This window comes from Mycobacterium paraffinicum (assembly GCF_001907675.1).
Lineage (GTDB): Bacteria > Actinomycetota > Actinomycetes > Mycobacteriales > Mycobacteriaceae > Mycobacterium > Mycobacterium paraffinicum_A.
Genome location: NZ_MPNT01000025.1, coordinates 25,505 through 41,531, shown reverse-complemented (window position 1 = coordinate 41,531; position 16,027 = coordinate 25,505). Strand labels below are relative to the sequence as shown.

The following is a 16,027-nucleotide window of genomic DNA, read 5'->3' as shown; positions in this document are numbered from 1 at the left end:
AGGAGGGCACATGGAGGCTTGGGACGCGATATGCGCCCGGCGCAACGTCCGGCAGTACACGCCGGAGCCGGTTTCCGACGAGGACTTGAACCGCATCACCGAGGCCGGATGGCGCGCGCCGTCGGCAAAAAACCGGCAGCCCTGGGACTTCGTGATCGTCACCGACCGGGCGCAGCTGCAGGAGCTGTCGACCGTCTGGCAGGGGGCCGGTCACATCGCCGCCGCCGCGGCCGCGATCGCGATCGTCGTGCCCGTGCCGCCCGACGAGCGCCGCGTGATCACCGACAACTACGACGTCGGCCAGGCCACGATGGCGATGATGATCGCGGCCACGGACCTGGGGATCGGGACGGGCCACTCGTCGGTGGGGGACCAGAAGAAGGCCCGCGCCGTCCTGGGTGTCCCCGAGGACCGGCTGGTGGCCTTCCTGCTCGGCGTCGGATATCCCGCCGACCGTCCGCTCCGCCCGATCCGCAAGCCGAACCGGCGCCCTTTCGCCGAGGTGGTCCACCGCGGACGCTGGTAGCGCCTTATGGTCCCGCGACGGCGCCGCGCGGTGCGGGCATGCTTGGGGGCTATGAACAGACATGAGATCACCGAGCAGATCGTCCTGGCTCGCCTGAGGCTAGGCCTGACCTGGCAGCAGCTGGCCGAGGCCATCGACAGGCCGGTGGTATGGACCACCGCGGCGCTGCTGGGCCAACACCCCATTCCCCCCGAACTGGCAACGGCTCTGGTGGAGAAGCTCGGCCTGGACGAGTCGGTGGTGCCGGTGCTGGCGGCGCCGCCGATGCGCGGCGGGCTGCCCACCGCGGTGCCGACCGACCCGACCATCTACCGCCTCTACGAGGCCCTGCAGGTCTACGGCGGCGCCATCAAGGAGCTGATCCACGAACAGTTCGGTGACGGCATCATGAGCGCGATCAACTTCAGCGTCGACCTGCAGAAGAAGCCACACTCGTCGGGCGACCGCGTCGTGGTGACCCTGGACGGAAAATTCCTTCCCTATCAATGGGTTTCGACGGATACCTGAAATGACGCTCGCGGCGAAGCCGGTAGGCCGGGTGCGCCCTTCACCGGTTCCGCCGAACCGGTGAAGTGACGACCCTTCGCGCGCGTGTCACACTGGCATCGAGGAGGCGAAGGGAACGCGGTGGCGGCCAGCGGCGGCCACCGCGTTCGCCGTTCAGCTCATCGACACCTGCGGTGAAAGCTCGTTCAGCATCGCGCTGGCCCAGCGCAGCTGGCCGCCTAGAGGCCGAACTCGGCCTCGATGCCGTCGATCCCCGCGCGGATGGCCTTGAGCGCGTCGGCGCGGGCGCGGAGCTTGGTCGCGGCGTGGGCGTGCTGGCGCAGACCGGCGAATTCGCGCGCGGCCTCCTCGGCGCGGCTCACCACCATCTCCGGCAGCACGATCTCGTCGACGAAGCCGGCGGCCAGCGCGGTCTCGCCGAAGAACGTCTTGGCCAGCCCGGCGGCCTGCTGGTACGCCGACCGTGTCAACCGCAGCTTCATGATCTCCAGGGCGGCGTACGGGATGACCATGCCGATCGCCACCTCGTTGGCCTGGATGTTGTAGGCGTGCGCGGCCACCCGGTGGTCGCCCGACGCCAGCAGGAACGCCCCCATCGCGATGGCGTGACCGGTGCACGCCATCACCACCGGCTTGGGATGCGACAACAGCCGGTAGGACAGCTCGAAGCCGCCGCGCAGCATGTCGATCGCCGGCTGCGCCTCGCCGGAGGTCAGGATCTTCAAGTCGAACCCGCCGCTGAACACCCGCTCGTTGCCGGTGATCACCAGCGCCCCGGCGTTGTCCGCCTCGGCCCGGTCGATCGCCTCGCCCAGGGCCTGCTGCATCGTCGGGCCCAGGGCGTTGACCTTGCCGTCGTCCATCCGGATGACCGCGATGGAATCCTTGAGGCTGTAGTGAACCGGGCCGCTCATGGTTGCTGGCTCCTTGCCGTCACGCCGGCTGGCTGTGGTGTTTGCCCAGGTCGTCCGGGGCCTCACTCCAGCGCAGGCTGACATCGGTGGGGTCGTCGAGCTGGCGGGTGCGCCACCTGTCCTGCGTTTCCCGCACGGCGCCGTTGATCCGTTCGATCTCGCTGCGGAACACCTCGGGCCGGGTTTCCTTGCTGGCGTAGTGGAAGTAGGTGAGCAGGCCGCGCAGCAGCTCCAGCTTCTGCTTCTCCCGCTTCGCCAGGTCGTGGGTCGTCATCAGCTCGATGCGCTGGACGGGCGGCAAGGAATCCCAGTCGAGCACCACCTGGGTTTCCAGCGGAAGGCGGTCACGTTCCCAGAACCGCCACCCGCGCGGGCGCTCGGGCTGGTCGAAATAGCTGATCGTGCCGGCGAAGCGGGACTCGATGCCGCTGCCGATCTCGGCGCGGTCCAGCGCCGAGTCCCACACCATCCGCCATTCCTGGCCGGGGGCCAGGTACGGCAACTCGCGCGGGAGCCGCAGTTCGACGACGTCGGCGTATCCGTCGGTCGCGTTCTCGTACTCGGCCACCGTCGGCGGGTTCACGAACGAGAACGTGATGTCGTACGCCGCGGTCTGACCGAAGTTCCTGACCACCAGCTCGATCACGTGCCAGTCGGCGGGATGCGGCTCCATGAACATCGAGACCTGCGGGCGCGTCTGCTCCGCGGCCAGCCGGCGGTTGCGGGCGATCTGCCTGTTGGTGAAGACCAGGGTGATGGCGGCGAGCGCAATCGCCGCCCACGCCGCCCACGCGATCCAGGTGCTGGACCCGACGTGTGTGATCCCGTGCCAGCTGTCCTGGATCCACCCCATGGCATCCACCCTCCGCTTATATCACAGGCCGGTTGCCGGCCCGTTGTGGTCGAGCGACCCTCAGCCGCCCATCAACATTCGCCATTGGGCGAGGTCCGCGGCCCGATACACGTAGTTGGAACGCTTGACTTCCGACAGCGAAGCGCTCGACTCCGCCGAATACCAGTGCCCGGGGAAGACCGTCGGGTCACCGGGCAACGTCGCGAGTTGCCGCAGGCTGCGATACATCTCGTCGGAGTCGCCGCCGGGAAAGTCGGTGCGCCCGCAGCCCTCCAAAAACAACGTGTCACCGGCGACCAGGCGGCCGTCGAGCAAGAAGCACTGGCTGCCGGGCGTGTGGCCGGGAGTGTGCAGCAATTCGATCTCGATGTCGCCGATGCTGACCTTGTCGTGGTTCTCGTGCGCGGTGAGGTCCCCGAGGCTGATTCCGGTCACCCGCGAAACCCATTGCGCCTCATGGGTATTGACGTGTACCGGCACGGCTCTGCGTTCGAGCAGCTCGGCCAGGCCCTGTAGCGAAAAGCCCATCATCGATCCACCGACGTGGTCGGGATGATGATGGGTCACCAGCACGCCGGACAGCCGCATGCCGTCGGCCTCGAGCGTGTCGAGAAGATCACCGGCCGCGTATGCGGGGTCGACCACCACGCAGTCGCCCGTTTCGCGGTCGCCGATCAGGTAGGCGAAGTTGCGCATCTGGGTCGCGATCATGTCGCCGGCGGCGAAGTCGCGGCCGGAGAGCAGTTGGCGAAAGTACAGCCGGTCCGTTGACACGTGACCAGACTAGGGCGTGCTCGCCCGGCGCCCGCAGCGCCGCCGCGAACTTTGCCGGACCCCGCCCGCGAGCAGCGATTGGGCGCCCGTCCGCTGGGTATTGTTGGCCCATGAGGAAGAAGGTCGAAATTGAGATCGACGTTGATCTGATCGACGAGGCGATCCGCCGCTTCCATCTGGCCGACGCCCGCGAGGCCGTCAACCTGGCACTGCGCACCCTGCTCACCGAGGCCGACGCCAACGAACCGGCCGAGGAGTACGACGAGTTCAGCGACCTCAGCGCCTGGCAGCCCCGCCCCAGCGGCGGCGCCGCCCCGTAACGGCCGTAGTTTGGTCCGGTTGCGGGCCAGGCTGTACCCTCTTTTAGGCCCGAGGCACCACGTCCGATTCGGGTGAACGGCCCCCTTAGCTCAGTCGGTAGAGCGTTTCCATGGTAAGGAAAAGGTCAACGGTTCGATTCCGTTAGGGGGCTCGGCGGACGCCGAGCAGGCGTGGGCGGCCCTACCCCAAAAGGGGTGGCCAGAGGCGATGTAGCTCAGTCGGTTAGAGCGAACGACTCATAATCGTTAGGTCGCCGGTTCGAGTCCGGCCATCGCTACAACACAACAACGCGCACTTTTTTAGAGAGTTGAGAGAGAACCGTCATGGCTTCCAGTACCGACGTGCGGCCGAAGATCACCCTGGCCTGCGAGGTGTGCAAGCACCGCAACTACATCACCAAGAAGAACCGCCGGAACGACCCGGACCGCATGGAGCTCAAGAAGTTCTGCCCGAATTGCGGCAAGCACCAGGCCCACCGGGAAACGCGCTAGCGGCGACCCGCGACCGTTTATTCGCCCCTGACTAGGTAGATTTTAGAGCCGTGCCGTTAAGCGAGAGCATCGTCGGGATGCATTACCGCTATCCCGACCATTACGTCGTGGAGCGGGAGAAGATCCGTGAGTACGCCGTCGCCGTGCAGAACGACGACGCCATGTTTCTCGAGGAGAAGGCGGCCGCGGAGCTGGGCTATGACGACCTGCCCGCGCCGCTGACGTTCATCTGCGTGTTCGGCTACAAGGCGCAGACGGCGTTCTTCAAGCACGCGAACGTTGCCGTCCAGGACGCGCAGATCGTGCAGGTCGACCAGGTGCTGAAGTTCATGGCGCCGATCGTGGCGGGCGACACCCTGTACTGCGACGTCTACGTGGACTCGATGCGGGTTTCGCACGGCACCCAGATCATCGTGACCAAGAACATCATCACCAACGAGGCGGGTGATGTTGTGCAGGAGACCTACACGACCCTGGCGGGTCGTGCCGGTGAGGATGGAGAAGAGGGATTTTCTGATGCCACTGCGTGAGTTCAGCTCGGTGAAGGTGGGTGACCAGCTCCCCGAGCGGACCTACCCGCTGACCCGCCAGGATCTGGTGAATTACGCGGGCGTCTCGGGTGACCTGAACCCGATCCACTGGGACGACGAGATGGCCAAGGTCGTCGGCCTGGACACCGCGATCGCGCACGGCATGCTCACCATGGGCATCGGTGGCGGCTATGTCACCGCGTGGATCGGCGACCCGGGCGCGGTCACCGAGTACAACGTGCGGTTCACCGCGGTGGTGCCGGTGCCCAACGACGGCAAGGGCGCCGAGTTGGTGTTCAACGGCCGGGTGAAGTCGGCCGACCCGGAGACCAAGTCCGTGACCATCGCGTTGACGGCCACCACCGGCGGCAAGAAGATCTTCGGTAGGGCCATCGCGTCCGCGACCCTCGCCTAGGCGGGCCTGGTTAATGGCGCTCAAGACCGATATCCGCGGAATGATCTGGCGGTACCCGGACTACTTCGTCGTCGGCCGCGAACAACTCCGCCAATTCGCCCTGTCCGTCAAGGACCGCCACCCCGCCCATTACAGCGAGGACGCGGCCGCCGAGCTCGGCCACGACGCGATCCTGGCGCCGCTGACGTTTGCGACCATCTTCGCCAAGCTCGTCCAGCTGGATTTCTTCCGGCACGTCGACATCGGCATGGAAACCCTGGTGATCGTGCAGGTGGACCAGCGGTTCGTGTTCTCCCGGCCGATCAAGGCCGGCGACAAGCTGTGGGCCCGGATGGACATCCACTCGGTCGACGAGCGCTTCGGCGCCGACATCGTCGTCACCAGGAACACCTGCACCGACGATCAGGGCGAGGTGGTCCTGCAGTCCTACACGACGCTGATGAGCCAATACGCCGAGTCGGAGAACCTCAGATGGGACCCGGAGTCCGGCCAGGTCGTCAGAACGGCGTAATTAGTATCTGGCTCGCGCGTCGATGTACACTCGGACCTCGGGGTTTTCCCAGCATTAGCGCGCTTTCCGGGATTCGAGCAATCGGAAGGCGCGCGTGTCATGTAAGCCCCGGTAGGTAAGCGCAGGTTGGCCTGCCAACCGCGAAGGGGCGTAGCTCAACTGGCAGAGCAGCGGTCTCCAAAACCGCAGGTTGCAGGTTCAAGTCCTGTCGCCCCTGCTGAACGCGACGTCCGGTGACGATGCGGGCCCCGAACGGGCCCGAGAAGGAGCCGGACAACCGCAAAGGCGTGCCATGGTGGACACTGGAATAGTGGCCGTCCACCACGGGACGGCCCGCGGGATATTGGCAAACTTAAGGAGCATGCGGTGAGCGACGAAGGCGACGCTGCCAACGACGCCACAAGCGACGGCGCCGACAGGGAGGACGACCGCGCGAGTGGCGGTCGGACCGCTGTGGTGACGCGCCCGCAGCGCCCGACCGGCAAACGATCCCGGCAGCGAGTGGCCGACGCGGGCGAGGACGTCGACGTAGAGTCGGCGGACGAGGCCGAGGCCGCCAAGGACAAGGGCGCCAAAGCCAAGAAGGCCAAGAAGGGCAAGAAGCCGAAGAAGCCCGGAGACCGTTCGGCCAACCCGTTCGTCTTCGTCTTCAACTACCTCAAGCAGGTGGTTGCGGAGATGCGGAAGGTCATCTGGCCCAACCGCAAGCAGATGATCACCTACACGTCGGTGGTGCTGGCGTTCCTGGCCTTCATGGTGGCGCTGGTCGGCCTCGCGGATTTTGGCCTCACCAAGCTCGTGCTGCTGGTGTTCGGCTGAGCGATAGATAGAGAGGACTGAAAACCGTGACTACCTTCGACGGTGACACGTCCGCGGGTGAAGCGGTCGACGTAGAAGAGCGCACCGAGGACGCCGAGACCACCGAGACCTCGGCGGCCGAAGCCCCCGAGGAGTCGACCGAAGAGACCGACCCGGCCGCCGCGCTCAAGGCGGAGCTGCGCAGCAAGCCGGGTGACTGGTACGTGATCCACTCCTACGCGGGATACGAGAACAAGGTCAAAGCCAATCTCGAGACACGCGTGCAGAACCTGGACGTCGGCGACTACATCTTCCAGGTCGAGGTGCCCACCGAAGAGGTCACCGAGATCAAGAACGGCCAGCGCAAGCAGGTCAACCGCAAGGTGCTGCCCGGCTACATCCTGGTGCGCATGGACCTGACCGACGACTCGTGGGCCGCGGTGCGCAACACCCCCGGCGTCACCGGCTTCGTCGGCGCGACGTCGCGGCCGTCGGCCCTGACCCTGGACGATGTCGTCAAGTTCCTGCTGCCGCGCGGCGCGACCAAGAAGGCCGCCAAGGGCGCGGCCACCACCGCCGCCGCCGCCGAGGCGGGTGGGCTGGAGCGGCCGGCCGTCGAGGTCGACTACGAGGTCGGCGAGTCGGTGACCGTCATGGACGGCCCGTTCGCGACGTTGCCCGCGACCATCAGCGAGGTCAACGGCGAACAGCAGAAGCTCAAGGTGCTGGTGTCGATCTTCGGCCGTGAGACGCCGGTCGAATTGACCTTCAGCCAAGTGTCGAAGATTTAGCACGTCAGTTAGGAAGGAACACCAACACCCATGGCCCCGAAGAAGAAAGTCGTTGGGCTGATCAAGCTGCAGATCGTGGCCGGGCAGGCCAACCCCGCCCCGCCGGTGGGACCCGCGCTCGGCCAGCACGGCGTCAACATCATGGAGTTCTGCAAGGCCTACAACGCCGCCACGGAGAACCAGCGCGGCCAGGTCATCCCGGTGGAGATCACGGTCTACGAGGACCGCAGCTTCACCTTCGCGCTCAAGACGCCGCCGGCCGCCAAGCTGCTGCTCAAGGCCGCGGGCGTGGGCAAGGGCTCGGCCGAGCCGCACAAGACCAAGGTCGCCAAGGTCACCTGGGACCAGGTTCGCGAGATCGCCGAGACCAAGAAGACCGACCTCAACGCCAACGACATCGACGCCGCCGCCAAGATCATCGCCGGCACCGCCCGGTCGATGGGGATCACCGTCGAATAGGCGGACATCGTTCGACCCCAACCGTGGGAGGGCCAGCTTCGGCCCGCTGCTTAACCACGACCCAACACCAGATTGGATGAATCAATGAGCAAGAACAGCAAGGCATACCGCGCCGCCGCCGAGAAGGTGGACCGCGACAACCTGTACAGCCCGCTGGAGGCGGCCAAGCTCGCCAAGGAGACCGCGTCGGCCAAGCAGGACGCGACGGTCGAGGTGGCGATCCGGCTCGGCGTCGACCCGCGCAAGGCGGACCAGATGGTCCGCGGCACGGTCAACCTGCCGCACGGCACCGGTAAGACCGCCCGCGTCGCGGTGTTCGCGGTCGGTGACAAGGCCGAGCAGGCGCAGGCCGCGGGCGCCGACATCGTCGGCAGCGACGACCTGATCGAGAAGATCCAGGGCGGCTTCCTGGACTTCGACGCCGCGATCGCGACGCCCGACCAGATGGCCAAGGTCGGGCGCATCGCCCGCGTGCTCGGTCCGCGCGGCCTGATGCCCAACCCCAAGACGGGCACCGTCACCCCGGACGTCGCCAAGGCCGTGGCCGACATCAAGGGCGGCAAGATCAACTTCCGCATCGACAAGCAGGCCAACCTGCACTTCGTCATCGGCAAGGCGTCCTTCGACGAGAAGGCCCTCGCGGAGAACTACGGCGCCGCCCTCGACGAGGTGCTGCGGCTCAAGCCGTCCGCCTCCAAGGGCCGTTACCTGAAGAAGATCACCGTGTCGACGACCACGGGCCCGGGCATCCCGGTGGACCCGTCCGTCACCCGGAACTTCGCCGAGGCCTAGGTCGCCGGGGCCTACCCGCCGCACTCGGCGATTCGGCGCCGCAGAAACTCGCGGCCCGGCTCGGAACCGTTGACTGCCAACGCTTCTCGATACCAGACGACGGCATCGGCCGGCCTGCCCGCGCGCCGGAGCAGGTCGGCGCGCACCGTGGCGACCAGGTTGGAGCGGCGTAACCGGGCGTCGTGTGCCACCTCGTCCAGGGCGCTCAGGCCGGCGTCGGGGCCGTCGCGGAAGCCGACCGCCAGGGCGCGGTTGGCCCGCACGACCGGCGAATCGGTCAGCCGCACCAACCGGTCGTAGGCCGCGCAGATGGTGACCCAGTCCGTCTGCTCCCAGGACGGCGCCGTCGCGTGCACCGCGGCGATCACCGCCTGCGGCAGGTAGGGGCCCGCCGACCCCTCCGCCAGGCGCAGTCGGTCGAGTCCGCGGGCGATGCAGCCGCGGTCCCACCGGCGGCGGTCCTGCTCCTCTAGGGGCACCAGCATGCCGGTGTCGTCGACCCGGGTCACCCGCCGCGAATCGTGCAGCAGCATCAGGGCGGCCAGCGCGTGGGCCTCGGGCTCCTGCGGCATCAGCGCGCACAGCTCACCGGCCAGCCGGATCCCCTCGTCGCACAGTTCGTCGCGGATCGCGGACGGGCCGGCCGTCGACCAATACCCCTCGGTGAACACCGAATACACACAACCCAGCACGTGCGGGGTGCGTTCGGGCAGCAGCTCGGCGGGTGGCACCCGCAGCGGGATGTTGGCGTGCCGAATCTTGCTCTTGGCGCGCGTGATCCGCTGGCCGATCGCCGCGTCGGTCTGCAGCAGCGCGCGGGCGATCTCGGTGACGGTCAACCCCGACACCAGCCGCAGGGTGAGCGCCAGCTGCGACTGGCGGTCCAGGGCGGGATGCGCGCAGGTGAACATCATCCGCAGTTCGTCGTCGCGCACCGGAGACGGGTCGGTGTGATCGGTGCGCGCCCGGATTTCGTCGATCACGGCCGCCAATTCCTTTCCGGGGCGGGCGGTTTCGCGACGCAGGCGATCGCGCGCCCGATTGCGGGCGACGGTCACCAGCCAGGCGCCGGGATTGGCCGGCGGGCCGTCACGGCCCCAGCTTCCAAGCGCCTCGGCGCAGGCTTCCTGGACGGCGTCCTCCGCGATGGTCAGGTCACCCGACCACCGCGCGAGCGCGGCGACGGCGGGCCCCCATTCCCGACGAAAGACGCCGTCCAGGTCGGACACCGGCGACGCTCAGAGCTCCGAGAGCCCAGCCAGCTGCCGCACCTGCACCGTCGAGGCGGGGATCATCGACGCCAGCTTGACGGCCTCTTCGCGGTCCGCGGCACTCAACAGGTAGATCCCGGTGGCGATTTCGGCGCCTTCCACATAGGGCCCATCGGTGATCAGCACCTCGCCGTCGCGCACTCGCACGGTCGTCGCCGTGGACCGATCGTGCAACGCGGCGCCGCCGATGATGTGATCACCCGCGGCCGCGTGCAGGTCGGCGTGCTTGGCGGCCACCGCCTCCCACTCCGGTGTGCCCGGAGTATGCGCGGATTCGGCCGGCTCCAGCAGCAGCGCGAGCCAGTCGTTGCCGGTGAGCCCGCGGGACAGCTCGACCGAGTGAACCGTCGGCCAGACCTCCACCGCGCCGAACGTGGCGAGCGGGACGTCGCGCGCCAACGCGAGCGCCTCGTCGAGGTTTTCGGCTTCGAACAGGTAGAAGCCGCAGGCCACCTCGGCGGATTCGGCGAAGGGGCCGTCGGTGACCACCGGCGCATCCGGGCCGCCGGTGATGACCGCCGCGGCGCCGGCGGGCGCCAGGGCGTCCCCGGACTTGATCGCCGGGCCGGCCTTGGCGTGGAACTTCCCCCAGGCGGCCATTGCGTCCGGGCTTTCGGGCGCGCGGTCCTGTTCCCTGCTGATCAACAAGGCGAAGTACTGCATGTCTCGTCACCTCCAGATAGCGAGCGAAGCCCCGTGCTCCACTCTCTACCTATTCGACGAACGACGCAGCCCTAATCCGACAGCGGCGGAGAAATCAGCCGACGGCTCCCGGCTTGAGGTAGGTCACCAGGCTGACGTCGAGCATTTCGTCGGTGAAGTAGTGCTCGCAACCGCGCAGATACTTGATGTAGCGGTTGTAGACCTCTTCGGAGGTGACCTCGATGGCCTTGTCCTTGTTCGCATCGAGGTTGTCGCCCCAGATGTGCAGCGTCTTGATGTAGTGCGGCCGCAGCGAAAGCGGTTCGGGCACAACAAATCCCGCCTTCTCGCCGTGGTCGACCATCATCTGGGTGGATGGCAGCCGGCCGCCGGGAAAGATCTCGGTGACGATGAACTTGATGAACCGGGCCGTCTCGAACGTCAGCTTCTTGCCGCGGGCCGCCATCTCGTACGGGTGGTAGCTCACGCTGCTCTGGACGGTCATCCGGCCGTCGTCGGGCATGATGTCGAACGTCCGCTTGAAGAAGTCGTCGTAGTTCTCGTGCCCGAAGTGCTCGAAGGCCTCGATCGACACGATGCGGTCGACGGGCTCGTTGAAGTCCTCCCAGTTCTGCAGCCGCACCTCGCGCGAGCGGTCGCTGTCGACCGACGCCAGCACCTCCTCGCAGCGGGCGTGTTGGTTCTTGGACAGCGTCAGGCCGATGACGTTGACGTCGAACCGCTCGACCGCCCGCTTCATGGTGGTGCCCCAGCCGCAGCCGATGTCCAGCAGCGTCATGCCCGGCTTGAGGTCCAGTTTGTCCAGGTTCAGGTCGATCTTGGCGTACTGCGCCTCTTCCAGCGTCATGTCGTCACGCTCGAAGTAGGCGCAGCTGTAGATCCTGGTCGGGTCCTGGAACAGGGCGAAGAAGTCGTCCGAAACGTCGTAGTGCGCCTGAATGTCCTCGGGAGCCGTCCGGATCTTGGTCGGGCTAGCCGGCTGATCAGCCATTTTCGTCTCGTTCTCCTGGATGAAGTTCACTGCGCATCCCCGCGCACTTGCCTCGGGTGTGACGTGCAACCATACCGAACTCTACTTTTCCAGCGTGAATTGGTTGCAGTCGATGTAGCCCGCCCGGAACGCCCGGGCGCAGCCGGTCAGGTACCTCATGTAGCGCTCGTACATCTCTTCGGACTGGAGATCGATGGCCTCGTCCCTGCGTGCCTGCAGGGCCTCGGCCCACAGGTCCAGGGTCCTGGAAAAATCCGCCCGGAGCGACTGCACGCGGGTGACCCGGAAGCCGGCATTCGCCGAGTGCTCCTCGACGGTCTCGATCATCGGCAGCCGGCCGCCCGGGAAGATCTCGGTCACGATGAACCGGATGAACTTGGCCACCTCCATCGTCAAAGGCAGCCCCCGCTCGATCACCTGCTTTCCGTGCAATCCCGTGATCGAGTGCAGCAGCATCACGCCGTCGTCGGGCAACGAGGCGTAGGCGAACTTGAAGAAGTCGTCGTACCGGTGAAAGCCGAAGTGCTCCAACGCCTCGATGATGACGATGCGGTCCACCGGTTCGCTGAATTCCGACCAGTCGCACAGCAGTGCCCGCCGCGACCGGCCGGTGTCGATGCCGTCGAGGACCTCCTGGCAGTAGGCATGCTGATTCCTGGACAACGTCAGCCCGACGACGTTGACGTCGTAGCGCTCCACGGCGCGTTTCAGCACCGAACCCCAACCGCAGCCGACGTCCAGCAGGGTCATCCCCGGCTGGAGACCGAGCTTGTCCAGCGTGAGGTCGAGCTTGGCGAGCTGGGCTTCCTCCAAGGTCATGCCCTCGCGGGGGAAGTACGCGCAGCTGTAGGTGCGGCTCGGGTCCTGGAACAGGGCGAAGAATTCGTTGGAGAGATCGTAGTGCGCCTGCACATCGTCGAAATTGGAGCGAGTACCAACAGCGCCGGCCGGGTTGTCAGACATAGGTCCTCCCGAGGGGACGATCACCACAGAGAGGTGGCCGTCCTTCGGGGGCACGCTACTCGCCCGGGGACCCAAAACCGCGCATTCGGCGGCGCGTGCGCCGGAGTTTTTCCGCGCGGGGGCCGCTACTTGGTGAGCGTGTACTGGGCGACGTTCGAGATGCCCTTGCGGAACAGGTCCGCGCAGCCGGTCAGGTAGCGCATGAAGCGGTCGTAGACCTCGACGGACTGGATGGCGATGGCCTGTTCGCGGTTGGCCTCCAGATTTGCCGCCCAGGTGTCCAGCGTCCGCGCGTAATGCTCCGGCAAATACTGGATCTGATCGATCGAGAAACCGCTGGCTTGCGCGAGGTCGACGATATCGGTCTCCCCGCACATCTGCCCGCCGGGAAAGATCTCCTTGCCCAGAAAATGGAAGAAACGCAGATCCGACATCGTGATCTGAATGCCGCGATCCTTCCACGACGACTGCGGATAGGTGAAAATGCTGTGCATCATCATCCGGCTGTTCTCCGGCAGGGCCTTGTACGCCCAATCCCAGAACGCGGGCCAGCGTTCCTTTTTGAAGGCGTCGAACGCCTCGAAGCTGATGATCCGGTCGACCTGCTCGTCGAATTCTTCCCAGCCCTGCAGCCGCGCCTCGGCCCGCCGCGTCGTTTCGATCGCGGCCAGCCTTTCCTTGGTGCGCGCGTAGTGATTGCGGCTGAGCGTGATGCCGATGACGTTGACGTCGTATTTCTCCACCGCGCGGACCACCGCGCCGCCCCAGCCGCACCCGACGTCGAGCACCGTCATGCCCGGCTCGAGCTTCAGCTTGTCCAGCCCCAGATCGAGCTTGGCCAGCTGCGCCTCTTCCAGCGTCATGTCGTCGTTCTTGTAGTAGGCGCAGGTGTACACCATGTTGGGGTCGAGGAACAGCGCGAAGAAGTCGTCTGAAATGTCGTAGGTTGCCTGCGACTCTTCGTAATACGGCTTCAGCTTGGCCATTGGTGAACCCACCTCCTTGAACAACCGTACAACCCGGCGACTTGGACTGAGATCGCAGGGGAAGCGTTTCGTTCGGGTGTTTTCGGCTTAGCCGGCCTTGGCGAAGTTGCTCGCCAGCACGCCGATCACCTGATCCCACAACTGTTGTGGCAGATCATGGCCCATCCCGTCGAATAACACCAATCGAGCGCCGTCGATGGCCCTGGCCACCGCGCGGCCGCCGAAGGGCCGCATCAGCTTGTCGGCCCGGCCGTGGATCACAACGGTCGGGGCGGCGGTGCGCCGGTTGTAGTGCTTGAGGCTGCCGCTGCCCAGCACGGCGTCGAAGTGCCGGGCGACGCCCCACGGGTAATAGCTGCGTTCGTAGCTTTCGATGGCCTCGGCCCGGAGCTGCTCCTCGGGCGCCAGGAAGCGCCGGCTGCCGATGATCTTGCTCACCCGGATCGCGTTGTCGACGATCACGTCGCGCGGCGAGTCCGGCGCGGGGCCCTTGATGAGCGCCAGCAACTGGCGGGGTCCCGGCGGCGGCAGGCACGCCGAGTTGTTGCTGGAGAAGATGACTCCGAGGGTCTTGGTTCGCTCGCGGAATCGCGCGGCGAAGATCTGGGCGATCATGCCGCCCATCGACGCGCCCACGACGTGCGCGTGCTCGATCCCGAGGTGATCCAGCACGGCCGCGGCGTCGTCGGCCATGTCCTCGAGCTTGTACGGCGCGTCGCTCGGCAGCCCCAGCCAGGAGCGGGCCAACCGCGCCACCAGCGGCTGGCCGGAGCCGCGGTGCTGCGTCTTACTCGACAGGCCGACGTCCCGGTTGTCGTAGCGGATCACGCGCAGTCCGTGGCCAACCAGCCGCTCGCAGAAGGCGGTCCGCCACAGCACCAGCTGGGCGCCCAGGCCCATGATCAGCAGCACGGGCGGGTCGTCGATGTCGCCCATGTCCTCGTAGTACAGCTTCAGGTCGCCGTGGGGATCGAAGACAGTGGCGTGCCCGGTGCGGACCTCCATCAGACCTCTTCGGCTTGGTGCTCGCGGCTGACCTCGACCATGAAGTTCGCGAAGTAGCCGGTCAGCTGTGGGTCGGACATCATCTGCCACTTGGGGGCCAGCAGCTTCATGTACCGCTCGACGTAGAGGAACTGCTTGCCGATCAGCACCAGCTCGCGGGGGAGCTTGACGTCGTAGGCGTCGGCCAGGGCCGACAGCTGCCGCCCGATGTCGGCGTAGGACATGTCGCCCAGCGTCGACATGGTCAGCGGGGTGGCGAAGCGCTCCAGGTCCTTGGCGGCCTGGGCCTCGGGCTTCATGGTGCCGACGGCGCCCATCAGCACCACGATTTTGCCCGCCGCGGCGTGGTCCTTCTTGACCAGCAGCGCGTACACCAGCTCGCGCAGCAGCCAGCGGGTGCGGGGATCGATGCGGCCCATGATCCCGAAGTCGAAGAACACGATGCGGCCTTGGTCGTCGACGTAGAGGTTGCCCGCGTGCAGGTCGCCGTGGAACAGCCCGTGCCGCAGGCCGCCCTCGAACAGCGAGAACAACAGCGCCTTCACCAGTTCGGTCCCGTCGAAGCCGGCCTTGCGGATGGCGGCGACGTCGTCGATGCGGATGCCGTGCACCCGCTCCATCGTCAGCACCCGCTCGGAGGTGAAGTCCCAGTGCACCTGCGGCACCCGGATGTTCTTGCCCAAGGGTGAGGCGTGCAGGTGCGAGACCCACGCGTCCATCGACTGCGCCTCGAGGCGGAAGTCGAGCTCCTCGGCCAGGTTGTCCGAGAAGTCGGCGACCACGTCCTGCGCCGAAAGCCGGCGGCCCAGCTTGGCCAGCTCGACGGCCTGGGCGAAGCGCTTGAGGATCTGCAGGTCGGCCGCGACCCGGCGGCGGATGCCCGGACGCTGGATCTTGACGACGACCTCCTCCCCGGTGTGCAGCGTCGCGTAGTGCACCTGGGCGATGGACGCCGACGCGAACGGCGTCTCCTCCCACTTGGCGAACAGCTCCGCGGGGTCACCGCCCAGCTCCTCGACCAGCAGCTTGTGCACCTCGTCGGTGTCGGCGGGCGGCACCCGGTCGAGCAGGCCGCGGAACTCGCGGGACAGCGATTCGCCGAACGCCCCGGGGCTGGACGCGATGATCTGCCCGAATTTCACGTAGGTCGGGCCGAGGTCGGCGAAGGTCTGCGGGAGCTGCTTGATCACCTTCTGTTGCCACGGGCCCCTGCCCGGCAGCTTGCTGATGACGCGGGCGGCGGTGCGGGTGACCTGCCAACCGGTGACGGCCACCCGGGCCGCCTCGATCGGCAGCGGCACCCGGTCAAGCCTGGCCACGTCTCGATGCTTGGTAGAGCTCATTCCAGCAGTCTGCCAAATCGGCGGTGTCGAGGCCCAATTCGCTGTGACCGCGCTCACCGGAGATCGCGGAGCGGCGAGCGTGCATTCATGGCGTAAAACCGGCGGCCCGAATTTCGCCCTGAG

At 66.7% G+C, this 16,027-nt stretch carries 21 protein-coding genes and 3 tRNA genes; 14 read left to right on the top strand and 10 right to left on the bottom strand.

The features are described 5' to 3' along the window. The first annotated feature begins 10 nt into the window (after positions 1-10). Together BRW65_RS22325 and cynS are read left to right on the top strand one after the other, a co-directional pair. Positions 11-526, top strand: a complete 516-nt coding sequence (locus tag BRW65_RS22325; protein ID WP_073878372.1) for a nitroreductase family protein — start codon at positions 11-13, stop codon at positions 524-526. A gap of 51 nt (positions 527-577) precedes the next feature. Next, positions 578-1,033 (top strand): cyanase, encoded by a 456-nt coding sequence (gene cynS, locus BRW65_RS22320; protein ID WP_073878370.1) that lies wholly within the window; start codon positions 578-580, stop codon positions 1,031-1,033. Between the two features lie 218 nt (positions 1,034-1,251). Here cynS and BRW65_RS22315 read toward each other — a convergent pair whose 3' ends face one another. Genes BRW65_RS22315 through BRW65_RS22305 form a run of 3 tightly spaced genes read right to left on the bottom strand, consistent with a single transcriptional unit; the run spans position 1,252 to position 3,574 of the window. After that, complete coding sequence (locus BRW65_RS22315) at positions 1,252-1,947, bottom strand: crotonase/enoyl-CoA hydratase family protein (RefSeq protein WP_073878368.1); 696 nt, start codon at positions 1,945-1,947, stop codon at positions 1,252-1,254. A 19-nt stretch (positions 1,948-1,966) separates the two neighbouring features. Then, positions 1,967-2,800 carry a hypothetical protein gene (locus tag BRW65_RS22310; RefSeq protein ID WP_073878366.1) on the bottom strand — a complete coding sequence of 278 codons (834 nt, stop codon included), beginning with the start codon at positions 2,798-2,800 and terminating at the stop codon, positions 1,967-1,969. 60 nt (positions 2,801-2,860) lie between these two features. Then, positions 2,861-3,574 carry an MBL fold metallo-hydrolase gene (locus BRW65_RS22305; RefSeq protein ID WP_073878364.1) on the bottom strand — a complete coding sequence of 238 codons (714 nt, stop codon included), beginning with the start codon at positions 3,572-3,574 and terminating at the stop codon, positions 2,861-2,863. Positions 3,575-3,684: 110 nt separating this feature from the next. On the opposite strand from BRW65_RS22305, the gene BRW65_RS22300 reads away from it, so the two are divergent. The 12 genes from BRW65_RS22300 (at position 3,685) to rplA (ending at position 8,682) form a co-directional block, all read left to right on the top strand. Next, positions 3,685-3,894, top strand: coding sequence for a type II toxin-antitoxin system VapB family antitoxin (locus BRW65_RS22300; RefSeq protein WP_073878362.1), 210 nt, complete (start codon positions 3,685-3,687; stop codon positions 3,892-3,894). 79 nt (positions 3,895-3,973) lie between these two features. After that, positions 3,974-4,046, top strand: a tRNA-Thr gene (locus BRW65_RS22295). Between the two features lie 52 nt (positions 4,047-4,098). Further along, positions 4,099-4,172: transfer RNA gene (locus BRW65_RS22290), tRNA-Met, on the top strand. A 46-nt stretch (positions 4,173-4,218) separates the two neighbouring features. Next, positions 4,219-4,386 carry a 50S ribosomal protein L33 gene (rpmG, locus tag BRW65_RS22285; RefSeq protein WP_007167776.1) on the top strand — a complete coding sequence of 56 codons (168 nt, stop codon included), beginning with the start codon at positions 4,219-4,221 and terminating at the stop codon, positions 4,384-4,386. Positions 4,387-4,436: 50 nt separating this feature from the next. Continuing rightward, positions 4,437-4,916: a (3R)-hydroxyacyl-ACP dehydratase subunit HadA gene (gene hadA / locus BRW65_RS22280; RefSeq protein WP_073878360.1), complete on the top strand. Its 480-nt coding sequence runs from the start codon at positions 4,437-4,439 to the stop codon at positions 4,914-4,916. Further along, a complete protein-coding gene (gene hadB / locus BRW65_RS22275; protein WP_067274995.1) occupies positions 4,903-5,331 on the top strand; it encodes a (3R)-hydroxyacyl-ACP dehydratase subunit HadB in 429 nt (142 codons plus the stop codon). Before hadA ends, hadB begins: the two co-directional genes overlap by 14 nt. Positions 5,332-5,344: 13 nt before the next feature. After that, a complete protein-coding gene (gene hadC / locus BRW65_RS22270; RefSeq protein WP_073878358.1) occupies positions 5,345-5,842 on the top strand; it encodes a (3R)-hydroxyacyl-ACP dehydratase subunit HadC in 498 nt (165 codons plus the stop codon). Between the two features lie 144 nt (positions 5,843-5,986). Next, positions 5,987-6,059, top strand: a tRNA-Trp gene (locus BRW65_RS22265). Between the two features lie 149 nt (positions 6,060-6,208). After that, the gene (secE, locus tag BRW65_RS22260) at positions 6,209-6,661 is read left to right on the top strand and encodes a preprotein translocase subunit SecE (protein ID WP_073878356.1); all 453 of its coding nucleotides are present in this window, start codon (positions 6,209-6,211) and stop codon (positions 6,659-6,661) included. A 26-nt stretch (positions 6,662-6,687) separates the two neighbouring features. Further along, the gene (nusG, locus tag BRW65_RS22255; protein ID WP_073878354.1) at positions 6,688-7,431 is read left to right on the top strand and encodes a transcription termination/antitermination protein NusG; all 744 of its coding nucleotides are present in this window, start codon (positions 6,688-6,690) and stop codon (positions 7,429-7,431) included. A 30-nt stretch (positions 7,432-7,461) separates the two neighbouring features. After that, positions 7,462-7,890 carry a 50S ribosomal protein L11 gene (gene rplK / locus BRW65_RS22250; RefSeq protein ID WP_066952006.1) on the top strand — a complete coding sequence of 143 codons (429 nt, stop codon included), beginning with the start codon at positions 7,462-7,464 and terminating at the stop codon, positions 7,888-7,890. Positions 7,891-7,974: 84 nt separating this feature from the next. Then, positions 7,975-8,682 carry a 50S ribosomal protein L1 gene (gene rplA, locus BRW65_RS22245; RefSeq protein WP_073878352.1) on the top strand — a complete coding sequence of 236 codons (708 nt, stop codon included), beginning with the start codon at positions 7,975-7,977 and terminating at the stop codon, positions 8,680-8,682. Between the two features lie 11 nt (positions 8,683-8,693). On the opposite strand, the gene BRW65_RS22240 is transcribed toward rplA, so the two are convergent. From BRW65_RS22240 to BRW65_RS22210, 7 genes are all read right to left on the bottom strand, one after another. Further along, a complete protein-coding gene (locus tag BRW65_RS22240; protein WP_073878350.1) occupies positions 8,694-9,911 on the bottom strand; it encodes an RNA polymerase sigma factor in 1,218 nt (405 codons plus the stop codon). A 9-nt stretch (positions 9,912-9,920) separates the two neighbouring features. Continuing rightward, on the bottom strand, positions 9,921-10,616 hold the full coding sequence (locus BRW65_RS22235) for a YciI family protein (RefSeq protein ID WP_073878348.1): 696 nt from the start codon (positions 10,614-10,616) through the stop codon (positions 9,921-9,923). A 94-nt stretch (positions 10,617-10,710) separates the two neighbouring features. Continuing rightward, a complete protein-coding gene (gene mmaA4, locus BRW65_RS22230; protein WP_073878444.1) occupies positions 10,711-11,607 on the bottom strand; it encodes a hydroxymycolate synthase MmaA4 in 897 nt (298 codons plus the stop codon). 81 nt (positions 11,608-11,688) lie between these two features. After that, positions 11,689-12,570 (bottom strand): cyclopropane mycolic acid synthase family methyltransferase, encoded by an 882-nt coding sequence (locus BRW65_RS22225; protein WP_073878346.1) that lies wholly within the window; start codon positions 12,568-12,570, stop codon positions 11,689-11,691. Positions 12,571-12,695: 125 nt separating this feature from the next. Next, positions 12,696-13,556, bottom strand: a complete 861-nt coding sequence (locus BRW65_RS22220) for a cyclopropane mycolic acid synthase family methyltransferase (protein ID WP_073878344.1) — start codon at positions 13,554-13,556, stop codon at positions 12,696-12,698. Between the two features lie 87 nt (positions 13,557-13,643). Continuing rightward, positions 13,644-14,561 (bottom strand): alpha/beta fold hydrolase, encoded by a 918-nt coding sequence (locus BRW65_RS22215; protein WP_073878342.1) that lies wholly within the window; start codon positions 14,559-14,561, stop codon positions 13,644-13,646. Further along, entirely contained in the window at positions 14,561-15,904 is a 1,344-nt protein-coding gene (locus tag BRW65_RS22210) for an ABC1 kinase family protein (RefSeq protein WP_073878340.1), read from the bottom strand. Before BRW65_RS22210 ends, BRW65_RS22215 begins: the two co-directional genes overlap by 1 nt. Positions 15,905-16,027 lie beyond the last annotated feature (123 nt).